Here is a 16316-nt window from a genome sequence, read left to right on the forward strand (position 1 = left end):
AGGCGCCACAATGCCGCGTGCAGGCATACAAAGTTCCGAGTGTCTAAATAAGAGCACTCAAAATGTGCGCAACTAGGCCTTATTATTTTGATGTGCCCTGTTATGCAGCAGGTCTTCCAGTCAGAAGACAATATGCAAAGGTCTTGCGCGCTCAATGCCAGGCTGTGAGGCCCGTAGATCAAGCGTTTGAGTGCTCAGGCGAGCACGTTTATAGGGGCTCAGCCTTGGCCTTGAAAGGGGATAGTCATAGGCGTATCTCCTGTCCTTAAATAGGTTGCTCAAATCAGAGATCAGCCTGCAGAAGTTAATGTGACAACTTTTGCTGCGTGGGTCTGTTCCCTGTGTAAGTTATCTCGTACACACATTGAGATAATCTGTACCGGTGGTATGAGCTACGCATTTGGACATAGTTCCTGTCCGAGCATCGCGATTTTTGAAATTTCTTGAAATATTGATAAAGATGGCACTGCTTTCACACTGATAGCACTGGCGGTTTGGCCCTTTATATATTGGCTATTTCTTGCATTGGTAGTTTTGTGCCACTACTGAAAAAAAATTTCAGTGCCACTACTGAAAAAAATCACGGAAGTCGAGTGAAACAAAAGTTAGAAAAGGAAGTGTTGTTTTTTTGGCGTCAAGAGGTCGACGAATAGGCGGGGGATTGTTAGACGATCAAGCATCGGTGCGCGACTGTTTGGTAAGTCGCACACCGATCAAGAACTTACTCTGAAGTGTGGTTACGCAGGAATACCAGATTGTCCGGTTTAGACTGTTCGGCGCTGTACCGATAACCTTCAATATCAAACTCTTTCAGGTCTGCTGGATCGTTGATCCGCTCTTCGATAACGAAACGGCTCATCATGCCGCGCGCCTTCTTCGCGTAGAAGCTGATGATCTTGTATTGGCCGTTCTTCCAGTCCTTGAACTCGGTATTGACGATGCGCGCGCTCAGGGCGCTGCGCTTGACCGCCGAGAAGTACTCGTTGGAGGCCAGGTTGAGCAGCACGTCATCGCCCTGATCGGCCAGGGCTTCGTTCAGCCATTCGCTGATCCGCGTGCCCCAGAAGGCATACAAGTCCTTGCCACGGGCATTCGCCAGTTTGGTGCCCATTTCCAGGCGATACGGTTGCATCAGGTCCAGCGGACGCAGGAGGCCGTAGAGGCCGGACAGCATGCGCAAATGCTGTTGCGCGTAATCGAAATCGGCTTCGCTGAAGGTTTGTGCGTTCAACCCGGTGTAAACGTCACCCTTGAAGGCCAGCAATGCCTGTTTGGCGTTGTCCGGGGTGAAGGCCGGGGTCCAGCTGCCGAAACGCGCTGCGTTGAGCCCACCGATCTTGTCGGAGACGTGCATCAACTCGCTGATCTGCGCGGGCGTCAGGTCGCGCAATTGCAAAATCAGCTCCTGGGAGTGATCGAGGTATTGCGGTTGGGTGAAACGCTGGGTGGCCGGCGGTGTTTCGTAATCGAGGGTCTTGGCGGGGGAAATCACCATCAGCATGAAGTCGTCTCCTTTAATCGTGGGGGCGATTCTAGGGGGTTGGGCCGGTTGACTCCAGCTATCACGTCCATAGGTGATGATCGGCGAGTATCCACAATACCTGTGGGAGCGGGCTTGCTCGCGAATGCGATTGAATATTCACCATTGATGTTAACTGACACACCGCTTTCGCGAGCAAGCCCGCTCCCACAGTGGTTCGGTGCTGCTGCGGGAATGTGGGCCGGATCAGCTATAGTGCCGCGCGGGTTTTGTTATGGAGACATCCCATTGCGTATCGTTTTTCTATTCTCGGCCTGGCTCTTGAGTTTCGGCGCCATGGCGGCACCGGGCGACGTGGCGACACTTGATCGCAGTACCTGGCCTGAACAGCTCAATAACCCGACGCTGTTCGATGTCGCTTCGCGGGCTGAGATCCTCATGTTTGCGCGCGTACTGTTGGCCAGTGAATCGCTGGATGAGCCAGCGCTGGCCCAGCGCCTGGGGCTGCGCAAGATCAACCTCGAATCGGTCAATAACCTGCGCGAACGCCTGTGGCAGCGCCTGCTCGCCAACTACAACTTTGCCCAGCGCAGTTGCGATCAGGATGCCTCGTTCTGTTTCCTGGTCGAAGACCTGGACACCCTGCGCCAGCAAGCGGCGAAATTTCAGGTCAGCGATGACAGCTATTACATCAAGTGGTCCGAGCCGAGCCGGTTGTTCCATGCCCAGTACCTTGACGAACAGTTGCGCAAGGCCGCGCTGTTCCCACAGGTCAGCAGCGAAGTCGATCGTTTTGGCGACTATGAGCGCAATGGCGACGAGATGCATGACCGCCTGTTTTTGCTGACGTTCGACAGTGCCGCCAATGCCACGCCAGACAATACCGACTGGGTGGCGCAATACCTGCGCAAGGCGAACATGACCGGTACGTTCTTCGTGCTGGGCAAGGATATTCAGGCGCGTCTGGCCGAGCGCTCGGTGGCCAGTCTGCAAGCGACGTACTCCACGCAGTGCATCGGTGTGCAAGGTTGGGAGTTTCGCTCCCACAGCCATTGGCAGGACTGGCAGGATTCCGTGCGTCGCAGCGTCGAACTGGTCAAAAGCAAGCTGCCGGAAAACTATGTGCCGCTGTTCCGCCCACCCGACGGACAGCGACGCTCTGACGCGGAAAGCTTCTTCAAGGCTCAGGGCTTGCAGGTGGCCTTATGGGACATCGATGCCCAGGACGGCGCTGGCAAGCTCAAGGGCAGCGCGAGCGCGCAACGCGTGTTGACGCTGATGCTGTTGTGGCGACACGGCGTGATTAATTTCAATGTGAAGCAGGATGCGGTGAAAACGGCGATGCCCTGGCTCATCACGCAAACGGCGCAAAGCGGGATCGGTTGGGAGGACTGTCAGGACGCCTTTCGCTGAACGCGAAAAAGCCCGTAATCATTGAGGGTGAAGGTTGGGAGGGGTGATTTTTCAGCGGATTTCGGTGCAGGCGGACTTCCGACTTTAACGGGGTGATGGCCATCCGCCTAGTGCTATTGGTCACTCTGAAAAATAAACTTCAAAAAAACGTCAAAGTACTTTTTTCTGTCATGGGTTTTGGAGTATTACGAAGACAGACCGCCGAAACCTGCAGACAGGTGGCGTCTTCCAAGACCCCCATTTGTGTGCAGTTCACTTGAGTCCTCGCAGGTGAATTCGGCAGTCACTTCGAGGCGCAGCACTGTCAAGGTATTGCGTCGAATGGCTCCCACAAAGGTGACCGAGTATGGATGATCACGGACGTAGTTCTTCCTCCAACCAGCCAATCCTTTATGTACTCGATACCAACGTATTGATTCACGATCCAAACGCCCTGCTTAACTTCGAAGAACACCACGTTGCCATCCCGATGACCGTGCTTGAAGAGCTGGACAAGCTCAAGAGCGGGCATCACAGCGTGGCTGCGGAATGCCGTCAGGCGATTCGCCTGATCGACAAGACGCTGGGCGATGCCAGCCCTGAAGACGTCGAACTGGGTGTGCCGATCCAGCGTGGAAAAAGTGGGCCCAAGGGTTTGCTGTCAATTCTGATGAGCAAGCGTGCAGAGCCAAATATCATTCTTCCGGAACACCTGAACGACAACATCATCATCAACCAGTTGATTGACCTGCATGCACGCGAGCCCAAGCTGCCCGTGGTGCTGGTCACCAAAGACATCAACATGCGCCTCAAGGCCCGCGCGTGCGGGATCGCGGCCGAGGACTACAGCACTGACCAATTGGTCGATGACGTATCGCTGCTGCCCAATGGTTATCACACCATGGACGGCTCCTTCTGGGATCGTGTGAAGAATGTCGAAACCCGTCAGGACCACGGTCGCACCTGGCATCAGGTGCAACTGATCGACAACCTGCCGGCCGTGCATGTCAATGAATTCATCATCGACGAACAGGGGTTTGTCGGCTGGATCAAGGAGATCGAGGAAGACCGCCTGCTGATTCTCGACCTGCATCAGGAACCCCTGTTGCACCAGGAAGCCTGGGGGCTGAAACCGCGTGACATCTATCAAAGCCTGGCGCTGTATGCCTTGCTGGATCCGGATATCCACTTGGTCAACCTGACCGGCGCAGCAGGTTCCGGTAAAACCATCCTGGCCCTGGCGGCGGCGATCGAGCAGACCATGGTCAGCAAGCGCTACCGCCGGATCATCGCGACCCGTAGCGTGCAGGGCCTGGACCAGGAGATCGGTTTCCTGCCCGGCACCGAAGCGGAAAAAATGGAGCCCTGGCTGGGCGCCATCACCGATAACCTCGAAGCCTTGCACATGGACGATGAAAACACCCATGGCAGCGTCGATTACATCCTCAGCAAAGTGCCGTTGCAGTTCAAATCCCTCAACTACATTCGAGGTCGCAGCTTCCAGCAAAGCCTGATATTGATCGATGAATGCCAGAACCTGACGCCGCACCAGATGAAAACCATCATCACCCGTGCTGGCGCCGGTTCCAAAGTGGTGTGCCTGGGCAACCTGGCGCAAATCGACACCCCTTACCTGTCCGCGACCAGTTCCGGGCTGACGTACCTGACCGAACGCTTCAAAGACTTCCCCAACGGTGTCCACATCACCCTGCAAGGGGTGCCTCGTTCGATTCTGGCCGAATACGCAGAGTCACACCTCTGAGCTGCAAGCTTTAAGCTGTAAGCCGCAAGTTTCAAGCGAACCAAGTGAACCTCACTTAGCGCTTGAAGCCTGCGGCTTTTGGCTGCTTAAATGCTTCATTCCATACCCGCAGCTAACGCGCTTTTAACTTGCCGCTTGTTGCTTGCCGCTTGCTGCTGCCTCAAGGAGGCCTAGTGCTGACTCATCTCGATTCCCAAGGTCGCGCCAACATGGTCGACGTCACTGAAAAAGCCGTGACGTTCCGTGAAGCGACGGCCCAAGCGCTGGTGCGCATGCTGCCCGCAACCCTGAAAATGATCGTCAGCGGCGGTCATCCCAAGGGCGATGTGTTCGCCGTGGCGCGCATCGCCGGCATCCAGGCCGCGAAGAAAACCAGCGATCTGATTCCCTTGTGCCATCCCCTGATGCTGACCGGCGTCAAAGTCGAGCTCAGTGCCGAAGGCGACGACACTGTGCGCATCGTCGCGCGCTGCAAGTTGTCCGGGCAGACCGGCGTCGAGATGGAAGCGCTGACCGCTGCCAGCATCGCCGCACTGACGATCTACGACATGTGCAAGGCCGTCGACCGGGGCATGACCATCGAGAGCGTGCGACTGCTGGAAAAACTCGGCGGCAAGAGCGGCCATTTTCAGGCGGATCAGCCATGAACCTCACCGTGAAGTTTTTTGCCCGTTACCGCGAAGCGCTCGGCGTGGATTCGTTGAGCGTTGAAGGCGATTTCGCCACGGTCGACGATGTGCGCGCATTGCTGGCCCAGCGTGACGGTGCCGAGGTGCTGAGCGAGCAGAACCTGATGTGCGCCCGTAACGAGGACCTCTGTCAGCTTGATGAACCGGTGGCTGACGGTGATGAAGTGGCGTTCTTTCCGACCGTGACCGGGGGCTGATCATGGCAATTCGCGTGCAGTCCACGGCATTCGATCCGGGTGTTGAAGTCAACGCGATGCACGCCGCCAATGTCGGCGTCGGCGCGGTGGTGAGTTTTGTCGGTTACGTGCGCGACTTCAATGACGGGCTCGACGTGGCCGGGATGTTCCTTGAGCACTACCCGGGCATGACCGAAAAGGCACTCGCCAAGATTGCCCTTGAGGCCGAGCAGCGTTGGCCGTTGCTCAAGCTTGAAGTGCTGCACCGGATCGGCGCCCTGGAGCCGGGCGAGCCAATCGTCTTCGTCGGCGCCGCCAGCGCCCACCGCCAGGCCGCGTTCGATGCCTGCGCCTTTGTCATGGACTACCTGAAAACCCGCGCGCCGTTCTGGAAGAAAGAAAACACCAGCGATGGCCCGCGTTGGGTTGAGGGGCGTGACAGCGATCATGCGGCAGCGGATCGCTGGAAGCCTTAATTCCCGCGGTGTTCTTGAGTAAGTCTTCGCGGGCAAGCCCGCTCCCACAATGATCCCTGTTGTACACAATGACTGTATTCACAGAAGTAACCTGTGGGAGCGGGCTTGCCCGCGAAGAGGCCATCCGACACCCCATTCCTCGCGGATTCACCACCCGACCATCGGCCAAGGTCAATCCTGTTCGGCTGATTGACGGAATATACATAAAAGTCCAGTATGGAATTATAAGTACAAAAAAGGCGTTTCCCGTTTCTGCTCTTTCTTCTGTCTTGCCAAACCAACAACAACCCGCGAGAGAACGAACATGAAGAAATTCCCCCTCATCACCGGTCTGGCGCTGAGTCTGTTGGCGTGCAGCTCTGTGTTCGCCGCTGACAAAACCCTGCGCATCGGCATCGAAGCCGCCTATCCGCCATTTGCCTCCAAAACCGACAAAGGCGAGATCGTGGGTTTCGACTATGACATCGGTAACGCGCTGTGCGCGCAGATGAAGGTCAAATGCGTGTGGGTCGAAGGCGAGTTCGACGGCCTGATTCCCTCGCTGAAAGTGAAGAAAATCGACATGGCGCTGTCGTCCATGACCATCAACGAAGACCGCAAGAAGTCGGTGGATTTCACCCACAAGTACTACTTCACTTCATCGCGCCTGGTGATGAAGGACGGCGCGGTTGTCGATGACCAATACGCCAGCCTCAAAGGCAAGACTGTAGGCGTTCAGCGCGCAACCACCACCGACCGTTACGCGACCGAGGTTTTCGAACCGAAGGGCATCAACGTCAAGCGCTACGGTAACAACGAAGAAATCTACATGGACCTGGCAGCGGGTCGCCTCGACGCCATTTTTGCCGACACCATTCCGTTGAGCGACTTTCTGTCGATGCCGCGTGGCAAGGGCTATGCCTTTGTCGGCCCGGAGCTCAAGGATCCGAAGTATGTGGGCGAGGGCGCCGGGATTGCGGTGCGCAAGGGCAATACCGAGTTGGTCAGTGAGCTGAACACTGCCATCGATGGCATCCGCGCGAGTGGTGAATACCAGAAGATTTCCGAGAAGTACTTCAAGTCCGACATCTACGGCGACTGATCGATAGCTATCGCGAGCAAGCTCGCTCCCACAATGGACCGGTGTAGCAGGACTAATGTGGGAGCGAGCTTGCTCGCGATGGGGCCCGATCAGCGAACAAAAATCTCAGCCCTTCAATTCCTTCAAATGCTTGTAAACAGTCGCCCGCCCCATGTTCAGCACATTGGCCACATAGTTCGATGCGCTTTTCCCCTTGAAGGCCCCTTCGGCGTGCAGTGCCAGCACCAGTTCGCGTTTGTGGTCGCGTGTCAGCAGGTTCAGGCTCAGCTGACGTTCGCGCAGCCAGGCGTGCAGGAACGTATTGATCCGCTCCTGCCAGTCATCGCGAAACAGTGAGTCCGGTTGCGGGATCAGCTTGCTTGGCGACAGGAACAAATCCAGCGCCGCCTTCGCGTTTTCGAACAGCGAAATATTCAGATTGATGCACAGCACCGCCAGCGGATGACCTTCGCTGTCGCGCAGCACGCTGCTCAGGCTGCGAATCTTCTGACCATCCCAATTGAGCTTCTCGTACGGCCCGATGTTTCGTTCGCTGATATCGTCGCTGAGCATGTCTTCCAGCGCCGCGTCATCGCCGACTTCCCGCTTGGACAGGTTGTTGGCGATGTAGTCGATCTTTTGCGTGCGCAGGTCGTGCAGCACCACCTCGGCATGGGGAAAGAACAGGGTGGCGATGGCGTCGGCGATCGCGCGGTAGTTGTCCAGGGCCGGGTCTTTTTCAGGTGCATTCATACAGTGGAGCTCCAGGCAGCGTCAGCGCCCTATAAAAAGGGCGCTGGAAGTGTGCCGTAATCATGTCGACACGTCACCTGAGGACCAGATCAGCCCAGGCGAGCGGGGGATAGCATCTGGGCATTCAGGCCGAAACGAGCGAGCTGCTCGGGCAAGGCTTCGCCGCGTACCAGCGCCGCGCTGGCCTGGCCCATGGCCGGTGAAGTCTGGATGCCATAACCGCCTTGTGCCGCGACCCAGAACAGCCCCGGTACTTGCGGATCGAAGCCGCTGATCAGATCGCCATCGCTGACGAAGCTTCGCAGGCCGGCCCAGGTGCGGGTCGGGCGGCGGATGGTCAAGGTGGTGGCTTCTTCGATCTGATAGATGCCCATGGCGATGTCCAGCTCTTCAGGCTGCACGTCGTGGGGTTCGACCGGGTCGGCATTGGCCGGCGAGCCGAGGAACATCCCGGCGTCGGGCTTCATGTAGAAGGATTCATCGAGGCTGACCAGCATCGGCCAATGGTGGATGTCCACGCCCTCGGGACCGGCGAAAATGAACGCCGCGCGCCGTTTCGGTTGCAGGCCCAGCGGTTTGGCGCCGGCCAGTTCACCGATCTTGTCGGCCCACGCACCTGCGGCATTGATGATAATCGGCGCGCTGAAGGTCGCGCCGTTGGTTTGAACCTGCCACAGGCCTGCGGCATCACGGCTCAGACCCAGCACTTCGCTGTCGGTGTGGACTTCGCCTTTGTTGCGACGGATGCCGCGCAGATACCCCTGGTGCAGGGCATCGGTATCGATGTCGCTGGCGGTCGGGTCGTAAATGGCACCGTGGACTTTTTCCCGGCGCAGGATCGGCAGGCGAGCGCAGGCTTCGTCGGCGTTGAGCAGTTGCATCTCCGGCACCGTGGCTTTGGCGCTCAGATATTGATTGTTCAGTTCGGCCGGATCGCCGGTGAAGTCCACGGTCATTTCGCCGCGCGGGGTCAGCAGCGGGTGTTCGCAGAAGCCGGTCGGCGGGGCGTCGAAAAACTCGCGACTGGCCTGGGTCAGCGCCCGCACCTGCGGCGTGCCATAGGCTGCGGTGTACAGCGCGGCAGAGCGTCCGGTGGAGTGATAGGCCGGATGGGATTCGCGTTCGAGCACAATGACGCGGGCGTGCTGCGACAACCAGAAACCGGTGGAAGCACCGGCAATCCCGCCGCCGATGATGATGAAGTCTGCCTGGCTCATGAACGTCTCCTGTGGGGCGTAAATGCCAATGATAAAGAGGAACCCTGTGGGAGCCGGGCTTGCCCGCGATTGCATCACCGCCGTTGTGCCTGACAGCCCGCGGCGCCTGAATCGCGGGCAAGCCCGCTCCCACAGGGAGGGTGTTAAGGCTGCAAACGGTAAATGGCATTCGCCAGCGCGATGTCTTCCAGGCCCAGGCCGATGGAGCGGAAGAACACATGGCGATCGTAGTCAGGCCGTTGCACTTTTTCACTGAGCAGATCGGGCAAGTCGCCGATGATCGAGCGTTTGTCCCAGCCATGCTGTTCGCCTGCGATCAGCATTTCACCCGCCGAGCCTGGGGTGGTCAGGCGATAGTCGCAGAACACATGCATGTCATTGAGGCTCTGCGGCGGCACTTCATGGGCGCGCGGTGCATTGGTGCTGATGGACGTGATCAGCGCCGGTTTGCTCAGGCTTGCCGGGTCGATCACCGGACCTGCGGACGAGGTGCAGAGCATGATCACATCGGCGTCATGAATGGCGGCTTCACGACTGTCGACAAGCGTGAGGCGTGGATCGAGGTTTTTGAGCTGTGCCAGTGCCTCGCAATCCAGTTCGCTCAAGCCTGGCGAATAGAGGCTGATGCTCTGCCATTCGCGCAGATCCTTGACGTAATGCAGGTGTGCCTGAGCCACTTTGCCGCTGCCGATAATCGCCAGGCGTTGTGCTTGCGGTGGGGCGAGTGCGTCGATGGCGACGGCGGTCGTTGCGGCTGTGCGAGCGGTGGTCAGCTCGCCGGCATCGCACAGTAGCAGCGGTTGACCGGTCTGCATCGACATCAACAACGTCCATGCAGTCACCAGCGGGCCCTGCTCGCGGACGATGTAAGGCGAAGTCTTGACCCCATAAACGCCGTCTTCGGCCAACACGCCCAGGTAGTTGATGAAATCACCGGCGCCTTGGGGAAATTCCACCAGTTGCTGAGCTGGTTGCACGGCTTGCCCGGCGGCCAGGTCGCGAAACAGTTTGCGCAGGATCTTCGGCACGTCCACCTGCGCCAACAGCTCGCGGGCCTGGGATTGGTTGATCACGTAGGGCGTACTGGACATGGTCGGCTCCGGGCTAAAGTAAACTAATTTGTCCATTATGGACTTTTAGTTGTCTTGAGCAACATCGAGGCGAAAAAAAAGCGCAGTCCGTTTCCGGCTGCGCCTCTTTCGGTAAAGGCCCGTGTTATGGGCGCTTACGCTCAACCGCCCGCAGTAGATGCGTCGGCGGCGTTTCACAGCTGATTTTGCGACCCAGCAACGCCTCGATGGACGGTAGCTGGTAGGAGTCATCTTCACCGGCAAAACTGATGGACACGCCATCAGCACCTGCGCGACCGGTACGACCGATGCGGTGCACGTAATCGTCCGGGACTTCCGGCAGCGTGAAGTTGATCACGTGGCTGATGCCATCGATATGGATGCCGCGACCGGCGACATCGGTGGCGACCAGGACGCGGATCTTGCCTTCGCGGAAACCTTCCAGGGTCTTGATGCGCTTGTGCTGCGGCACATCGCCAGACAGTTGCGCGGCGTTGACGCCGTCACGTACCAGGCGTTCTTCGATGCGCCGCACTTCATCCTTGCGGTTGGCGAAGACCATCACCCGCTCCCAACCGTTGTCGTTGACCAGGTTGTAGAGGAGTTTGTATTTGTCGGCGCCGGCCACGGCGTAGATATGTTGCTCGACGTTTTCGCTGGCCACGTTCTGCGACTCGATCTCGACGATCGACGGATCGGTGGTCCATTGCTTGGCCAGGTTCATCACGTCTTCGGTGAACGTCGCGGAGAACAGCAGCGTCTGACGCTCGTTCTTCGGTGGCGTCTGGCGAATGATCTGACGCACTTGCGGGATGAAACCCATGTCGAGCATCCGGTCCGCTTCGTCCAGCACCATCACTTCGACCATGTCCAGATGCACGTCGCCGCGCTGGTTGAAGTCGAGCAGACGGCCCGGCGTGGCCACGAGGATGTCGCAATGGCGGGCTTCGAGGTGCTTGAGCTGCTTGTCGAAGTCCATGCCACCAACAAACGTCATGACGTTGAGGCCGGTGTACTTGGTCAGGTCGGCGGCGTCCTTGGCAATCTGCACCACCAGTTCCCGGGTGGGCGCGATGATCAACGCGCGGGGCTCACCCATGTAGCGTTCTTTGGGTGGCGGGGTTTCCAGCAACTGAGTGATGATCGAGATCAGGAACGCAGCGGTTTTGCCGGTGCCGGTCTGGGCGCGACCGATGGCGTCTTTGCCCGCGAGGGTAAAGCCGAGCACCTGCGCCTGGATCGGCGTGCAGTACGGGAAGCCCAGGTCCTGGATGGCGTGCATCAGTTCCGGGGCGAGTTTGAAATCGTGGAAGCGGGTTTTACCTTCCAGGGGTTCGACGGCGAAGTCTTCGAGTTTCCACGGGATAACCGGCGCCTTTGGCTTGGGTTCGCGACGTGGTTTCGCAGGTTTCTGGGCTTCGCTGCCCGGCTGTTCAGAGGCAATGGCCGGGGCGGATGGGGTGGCCGGTGTGGTCATCGGCTCGTTTTTCGGTGCCGCTACGGTTGCGGTCCGGCCAGGCTGAATACCGTCGGTGCGGTGGCTGGGGATGTGAGACGGAGCGCTGGAGACTGGCGCGAGCTGCTCAGCCTCGCTCTTACCGAACATTTTTTTGAGTGCTTTGAGCACGGTCATCTCATCAATTGGTTAAGGAATGTACGCCGGCCAGTGTAATGCAAGAATCGGGCGCGGCGTAGTGGGATGATCAATGGGCGGTTTTTAACGTCAAGGGTTAACGCAAGCGCTCGGCAAGCCAGACGCCTATGTCGCGAATTTCTTCGGGTAACACTTCGTGACCCATTGGGTATTCCTGCCATGTCACGGTGACACCATGCTGCTTTAAATACTCGTAGGCGGTGCGACCCATGGAGTTTTGCACCACGTCATCGTACTGGCCGTGCAAGGACAGCACGGGAATGCGCTGCTGGCTGGCCGAAAGCTCCAGTTCATCGCTGAAGGTCGGCGCATACGTCGAGAGCGCCAGTACGCCGCCCAACGGTCCCTGCCATTTCAGGAAGGCTGCGTGAAATGCCACTGCACCGCCCTGGGAAAAACCGGCGAGAAAGATCCGCGAAGCGTCTATTCCGCTGGCCTTCTGCTCTTCAATCAAATCGATGACCCGTTGCGCAGACTCCTCCAGCTGCTCGCGACTGATCGCGCGTGCCGGGCTCATGGCCAATATGTCGTACCAGCTGGGCATTTCGTAGCCACCATTAATGGTGACCGCGCGGGTCGGTGCCTGAGGCAGAACAAAACGGGTGCTCAGCAAGTTTTCCTGCAGCGCTTCGGCCACCGGCAGGAAGTCGTAGCGGTCGGCGCCCAGGCCGTGCAGCCAGATTACGCAGGCGTCTGCGGGCTTGACGGGTTGAAGAATCAAGGGCTCGGTCATGGCTGCTCCAATAGTGTGCATGCGCTCTCATTGAGTGCGAGATGTGAGTGCGCGTTGGGTTGATCAGTTACGAAGATGTCGCAAGGCTACAAGTTTTGCTATTGACCTGTCGCTGAATCGCTTAAGCGAGCGGTCTGGTACGGGCTTTGCTATGGGAAGCCTGTACTAAAAATCCCACGCCTGTCGGTAACACTATCAGGCCATTGTTAGTGGTGGGATAGCAAAAAATCCGGTGATGGATGTTCGCCAGTGGCCGCTACGGGCTTCGCGAACGTGAAAGGGCTACCGCCCGTTCGGCCGATTGGTGAGAAGTGAGTGGTCCATTATGTGGATTTTCTCCTACTAGACTCATAGCGCAGGTCCTACGTCGGTTGACCCCAAAAAAAACCAACACGGGTCAATTACGCCTCATAAGGGTGCGACTGGACTCAAGCTCCGACACAACAAGAGCAAAACTGGAGGTTTGAATGAAGATGTTGAAATCCACCCTGGCTATCGTGACTGCTGCTGCAGTGCTTGGTGTCAGTGGGTTCGCTCAGGCGGGTGCAACCCTGGATGCAGTGCAGAAAAAAGGCTTCGTACAGTGCGGTGTCAGTGATGGTCTGCCGGGCTTCTCCGTTCCAGACGCTACCGGCAAGATTCTGGGGATCGACGCAGACTTCTGCCGCGCTGTGGCCGCTGCCGTTTTCGGCGACGCGACCAAGGTCAAGTTCAGTCAGTTGAACGCCAAGGAGCGCTTCACCGCGCTGCAGTCTGGCGAAATCGACATCCTGTCGCGCAACACCACCATGACCAGCTCCCGTGATGCGGGTATGGGCCTGAAGTTTCCAGGCTTCATCACTTACTATGACGGCATCGGCTTCCTGGTAAACAACAAACTGGGCGTCAAAAGTGCCAAGGAACTGGACGGTGCAACCATCTGCATCCAGGCCGGTACCACCACTGAGCTGAACGTTTCCGACTACTTCCGTGGTAACGGTCTGAAGTACACCCCGATCACCTTCGACACCTCCGACGAAAGCGCCAAGTCGCTGGAATCCGGTCGTTGCGACGTACTGACCTCCGACAAATCCCAACTGTTCGCCCAGCGCAGCAAGCTGGCGTCGCCGAAGGACTACGTCGTTCTGCCGGAAACCATTTCCAAGGAACCACTGGGCCCGGTCGTGCGTAATGGCGACGACGAGTGGCTGGCCATCGTGCGCTGGACTGGCTACGCCATGCTCAACGCTGAAGAAGCCGGCATCACTTCGAAGAACGTCGAAGCCGAAGCCAAAGCCACTAAAAACCCTGACGTTGCTCGTCTGCTGGGCACTGACGGCGAATACGGCAAAGACCTGAAAGTGAAGAAAGACTGGGTCGTGCAAATCGTCAAGCAAGTCGGTAACTACGGCGAAGTGTTCGACAGAAACCTGGGCAAGAGCACTCCGCTGGAAATCGACCGCGGGCTGAACGCTCTGTGGAACAACGGCGGCATTCAATACGCACCACCAGTGCGCTGATGGTTCTATCACCCGGTGGGCCAACCACCGGGTGATGTTCTGTTCCATTACATCCGGGGCACTTCATGCAAAATTCAATCGGCGCACCAAAGCAGAGGCTCAGCCTCAGCGATCCCAAAGTGCGTGCGTGGCTGTTTCAGATCATCACCGTTGTGGCGGTGGTCTCGATGGGCTGGTATCTGTTCGACAACACGCAGACCAACCTTCAACACCGGGGCATTACTTCCGGTTTCAGCTTTTTGGAGCGCAGTGCCGGTTTCGGCATCGCTCAACACCTGATCGACTACACCGAATCGGACACCTATGCCCGAGTGTTTGTCATCGGCCTGCTCAACACGCTGCTGGTGACCTTTATCGGCGTGATCCTGGCGACGATCCTCGGGTTCATCGTTGGCGTTTCACGGTTGTCGAAGAACTGGATCATAAACAAGCTGGCGACGGTCTATGTGGAAGTCTTCCGCAATATTCCGCCGCTGCTGCAAATCCTGTTCTGGTACTTCGCGGTGTTCCTGACCATGCCGGGGCCGCGCAACAGCCACAACTTCGGTGACACCTTCTTCGTCAGCAGCCGTGGCCTGAACATGCCCGCGGCGTTGGTGGCGGACGGTTTCTGGCCGTTTGTGGCCAGCGTCGTCGTGGCCATTGTCGCCATCGTGCTGATGAGCCGCTGGGCCACCAAGCGCTTCGAAGCAACCGGCGTACCGTTCCATAAATTCTGGGTCGGTCTGGCGCTGTTTCTGGCGATCCCGACGCTGTGCGCGCTGATCTTCGGCGCGCCACTGCACTGGGAAATGCCCAAGCTGCAAGGCTTCAACTTTGTCGGTGGCTGGGTGTTGATCCCGGAACTGCTGGCGCTGACCCTGGCCCTGACGGTGTACACCGCGGCGTTCATCGCCGAGATCGTGCGTTCGGGCATCAAGTCGGTCAGCCACGGCCAGACTGAAGCGGCGCACTCACTGGGTTTGCGCAACGGCCCGACCCTGCGCAAGGTGATCATCCCGCAAGCCCTGCGCGTGATCATCCCGCCGCTGACCAGCCAATACCTGAACCTGGCGAAGAACTCTTCGCTGGCGGCCGGTATCGGTTACCCGGAGATGGTGTCGTTGTTTGCCGGCACGGTGCTGAACCAGACCGGGCAGGCGATCGAAGTCATTGCCATCACCATGAGCGTGTACCTGGCGATCAGTATCAGCATTTCCCTGCTGATGAACTGGTACAACAAGCGCATTGCGCTGATCGAGCGGTAAGGAAAAGCGCATGAGTACTCATACTTTCAAGCCTGATATGCCGCCACCGAGCAAAGTCTTCGGGCCGGTGGCGTGGATGCGCGCGAACATGTTCTCCAGCTGGCTCAACACGCTGCTGACCCTGTTCGCGTTCTATCTGATTTACCTGGTGGTTCCGCCGATCCTGCATTGGGCGATCCTGGATGCCAACTGGGTCGGCACCACTCGCGCCGACTGCACGAAGGAGGGCGCCTGCTGGGTGTTCATCGAGCAGCGCTTCGGCCAGTTCATGTACGGCTATTACCCGCCGGAACTGCGCTGGCGCGTGGACCTGACCGTGTGGCTGGCGGTCATCGGCATCGCACCCCTGTTCATCTCGCGTTTTCACCGTAAAGCGGTGTACGGGCTGAGCTTCCTGGTGCTGTACCCGATCATTGCCTACTTCCTGTTGCATGGCGGCATCTTTGGTTTGACCAACGTCGCGACCAGCCAATGGGGCGGCTTGATGCTGACTCTGGTGATCGCCACCGTCGGTATTGCCGGTGCTTTGCCACTGGGGATCGTCCTGGCCCTTGGCCGTCGTTCGAACATGCCGGCGATTCGAGTGGTCTGCGTGACCTTCATCGAGTTCTGGCGCGGCGTGCCGTTGATCACGGTGCTGTTCATGTCCTCGGTGATGCTGCCGCTGTTCCTGCCCGAAGGCATGAACTTCGACAAACTGCTGCGGGCGCTGATCGGCGTGATCCTGTTCCAGTCGGCCTACGTCGCCGAAGTGGTGCGTGGTGGCCTGCAAGCGATTCCCAAAGGTCAGTACGAAGCGGCTGCAGCGATGGGCCTCGGTTACTGGCGCAGCATGGGCCTGGTGATTCTGCCGCAAGCCCTGAAGCTGGTGATCCCGGGCATCGTCAACACCTTCATTGCGCTGTTCAAGGACACAAGCCTGGTGATCATCATCGGCCTGTTCGACCTGCTCAACAGCGTCAAACAAGCCGCCGCCGACCCGAAATGGTTGGGCATGGCCACTGAAGGCTATGTGTTCGCGGCCCTGGTGTTCTGGATTTTCTGTTTTGGTATGTCCCGCTATTCCATGCATTTGGAACGCAAGCTGGACACTGGCCACAAGCGTTAG

At 58.2% G+C, this 16316-nt stretch carries 15 protein-coding genes; 9 read left to right on the plus strand and 6 right to left on the minus strand.

Annotated elements, in window-relative coordinates; genetic code table 11:
- Positions 1-721: 721 nt before the first annotated feature.
- Positions 722-1501, minus strand: coding sequence for a peroxide stress protein YaaA (gene yaaA, locus K5K95_RS13785; protein ID WP_222589866.1), 780 nt, complete (start codon positions 1499-1501; stop codon positions 722-724).
- Positions 1502-1768: 267 nt separating this feature from the next.
- Here yaaA and K5K95_RS13790 point away from each other — a divergent pair, with 267 nt between their 5' ends.
- The 6 genes from K5K95_RS13790 to K5K95_RS13815 all read left to right on the plus strand — a co-directional run bounded on the left by K5K95_RS13790 (position 1769) and on the right by K5K95_RS13815 (position 7056).
- Complete coding sequence (locus K5K95_RS13790) at positions 1769-2893, plus strand: polysaccharide deacetylase family protein (protein ID WP_222589867.1); 1125 nt, start codon at positions 1769-1771, stop codon at positions 2891-2893.
- Positions 2894-3239: 346 nt separating this feature from the next.
- Entirely contained in the window at positions 3240-4634 is a 1395-nt protein-coding gene (locus K5K95_RS13795; RefSeq protein WP_222589868.1) for a PhoH family protein, read from the plus strand.
- Between the two features lie 173 nt (positions 4635-4807).
- Entirely contained in the window at positions 4808-5281 is a 474-nt protein-coding gene (gene moaC, locus K5K95_RS13800) for a cyclic pyranopterin monophosphate synthase MoaC (RefSeq protein WP_222589869.1), read from the plus strand.
- Positions 5278-5520, plus strand: coding sequence for a molybdopterin converting factor subunit 1 (gene moaD / locus K5K95_RS13805; protein WP_222589870.1), 243 nt, complete (start codon positions 5278-5280; stop codon positions 5518-5520). Before moaC ends, moaD begins: the two co-directional genes overlap by 4 nt.
- A 2-nt stretch (positions 5521-5522) precedes the next feature.
- Entirely contained in the window at positions 5523-5975 is a 453-nt protein-coding gene (gene moaE / locus K5K95_RS13810; RefSeq protein WP_222589871.1) for a molybdopterin synthase catalytic subunit MoaE, read from the plus strand.
- A gap of 304 nt (positions 5976-6279) precedes the next feature.
- Positions 6280-7056, plus strand: a complete 777-nt coding sequence (locus K5K95_RS13815; protein ID WP_222589872.1) for an ABC transporter substrate-binding protein — start codon at positions 6280-6282, stop codon at positions 7054-7056.
- 105 nt (positions 7057-7161) lie between these two features.
- On the opposite strand, the gene K5K95_RS13820 is transcribed toward K5K95_RS13815, so the two are convergent.
- The 5 genes from K5K95_RS13820 to K5K95_RS13840 all read right to left on the minus strand — a co-directional run bounded on the left by K5K95_RS13820 (position 7162) and on the right by K5K95_RS13840 (position 12462).
- Positions 7162-7788 (minus strand): transcriptional regulator, encoded by a 627-nt coding sequence (locus K5K95_RS13820; protein ID WP_222589873.1) that lies wholly within the window; start codon positions 7786-7788, stop codon positions 7162-7164.
- 89 nt (positions 7789-7877) lie between these two features.
- Positions 7878-9005 (minus strand): NAD(P)/FAD-dependent oxidoreductase, encoded by a 1128-nt coding sequence (locus K5K95_RS13825; protein WP_222589874.1) that lies wholly within the window; start codon positions 9003-9005, stop codon positions 7878-7880.
- A gap of 143 nt (positions 9006-9148) precedes the next feature.
- Positions 9149-10096, minus strand: a complete 948-nt coding sequence (locus tag K5K95_RS13830; protein ID WP_222589875.1) for an ornithine cyclodeaminase family protein — start codon at positions 10094-10096, stop codon at positions 9149-9151.
- 124 nt (positions 10097-10220) lie between these two features.
- Positions 10221-11708: an ATP-dependent RNA helicase RhlB gene (rhlB, locus tag K5K95_RS13835; protein ID WP_222589876.1), complete on the minus strand. Its 1488-nt coding sequence runs from the start codon at positions 11706-11708 to the stop codon at positions 10221-10223.
- A gap of 97 nt (positions 11709-11805) precedes the next feature.
- Positions 11806-12462 (minus strand): alpha/beta hydrolase, encoded by a 657-nt coding sequence (locus tag K5K95_RS13840; RefSeq protein WP_222590342.1) that lies wholly within the window; start codon positions 12460-12462, stop codon positions 11806-11808.
- A gap of 467 nt (positions 12463-12929) precedes the next feature.
- Between K5K95_RS13840 and K5K95_RS13845 the strand changes: the two genes are divergently transcribed.
- The 3 genes from K5K95_RS13845 (at position 12930) to K5K95_RS13855 (ending at position 16316) form a co-directional block, all read left to right on the plus strand.
- Positions 12930-13961 carry an amino acid ABC transporter substrate-binding protein gene (locus tag K5K95_RS13845; protein ID WP_090188122.1) on the plus strand — a complete coding sequence of 344 codons (1032 nt, stop codon included), beginning with the start codon at positions 12930-12932 and terminating at the stop codon, positions 13959-13961.
- Between the two features lie 65 nt (positions 13962-14026).
- Positions 14027-15208 carry an amino acid ABC transporter permease gene (locus K5K95_RS13850; RefSeq protein WP_222589877.1) on the plus strand — a complete coding sequence of 394 codons (1182 nt, stop codon included), beginning with the start codon at positions 14027-14029 and terminating at the stop codon, positions 15206-15208.
- Between the two features lie 10 nt (positions 15209-15218).
- Entirely contained in the window at positions 15219-16316 is a 1098-nt protein-coding gene (locus tag K5K95_RS13855) for an amino acid ABC transporter permease (RefSeq protein WP_090188116.1), read from the plus strand.

This window comes from Pseudomonas sp. DR48, assembly GCF_019823085.1.
GTDB lineage: Bacteria > Pseudomonadota > Gammaproteobacteria > Pseudomonadales > Pseudomonadaceae > Aquipseudomonas.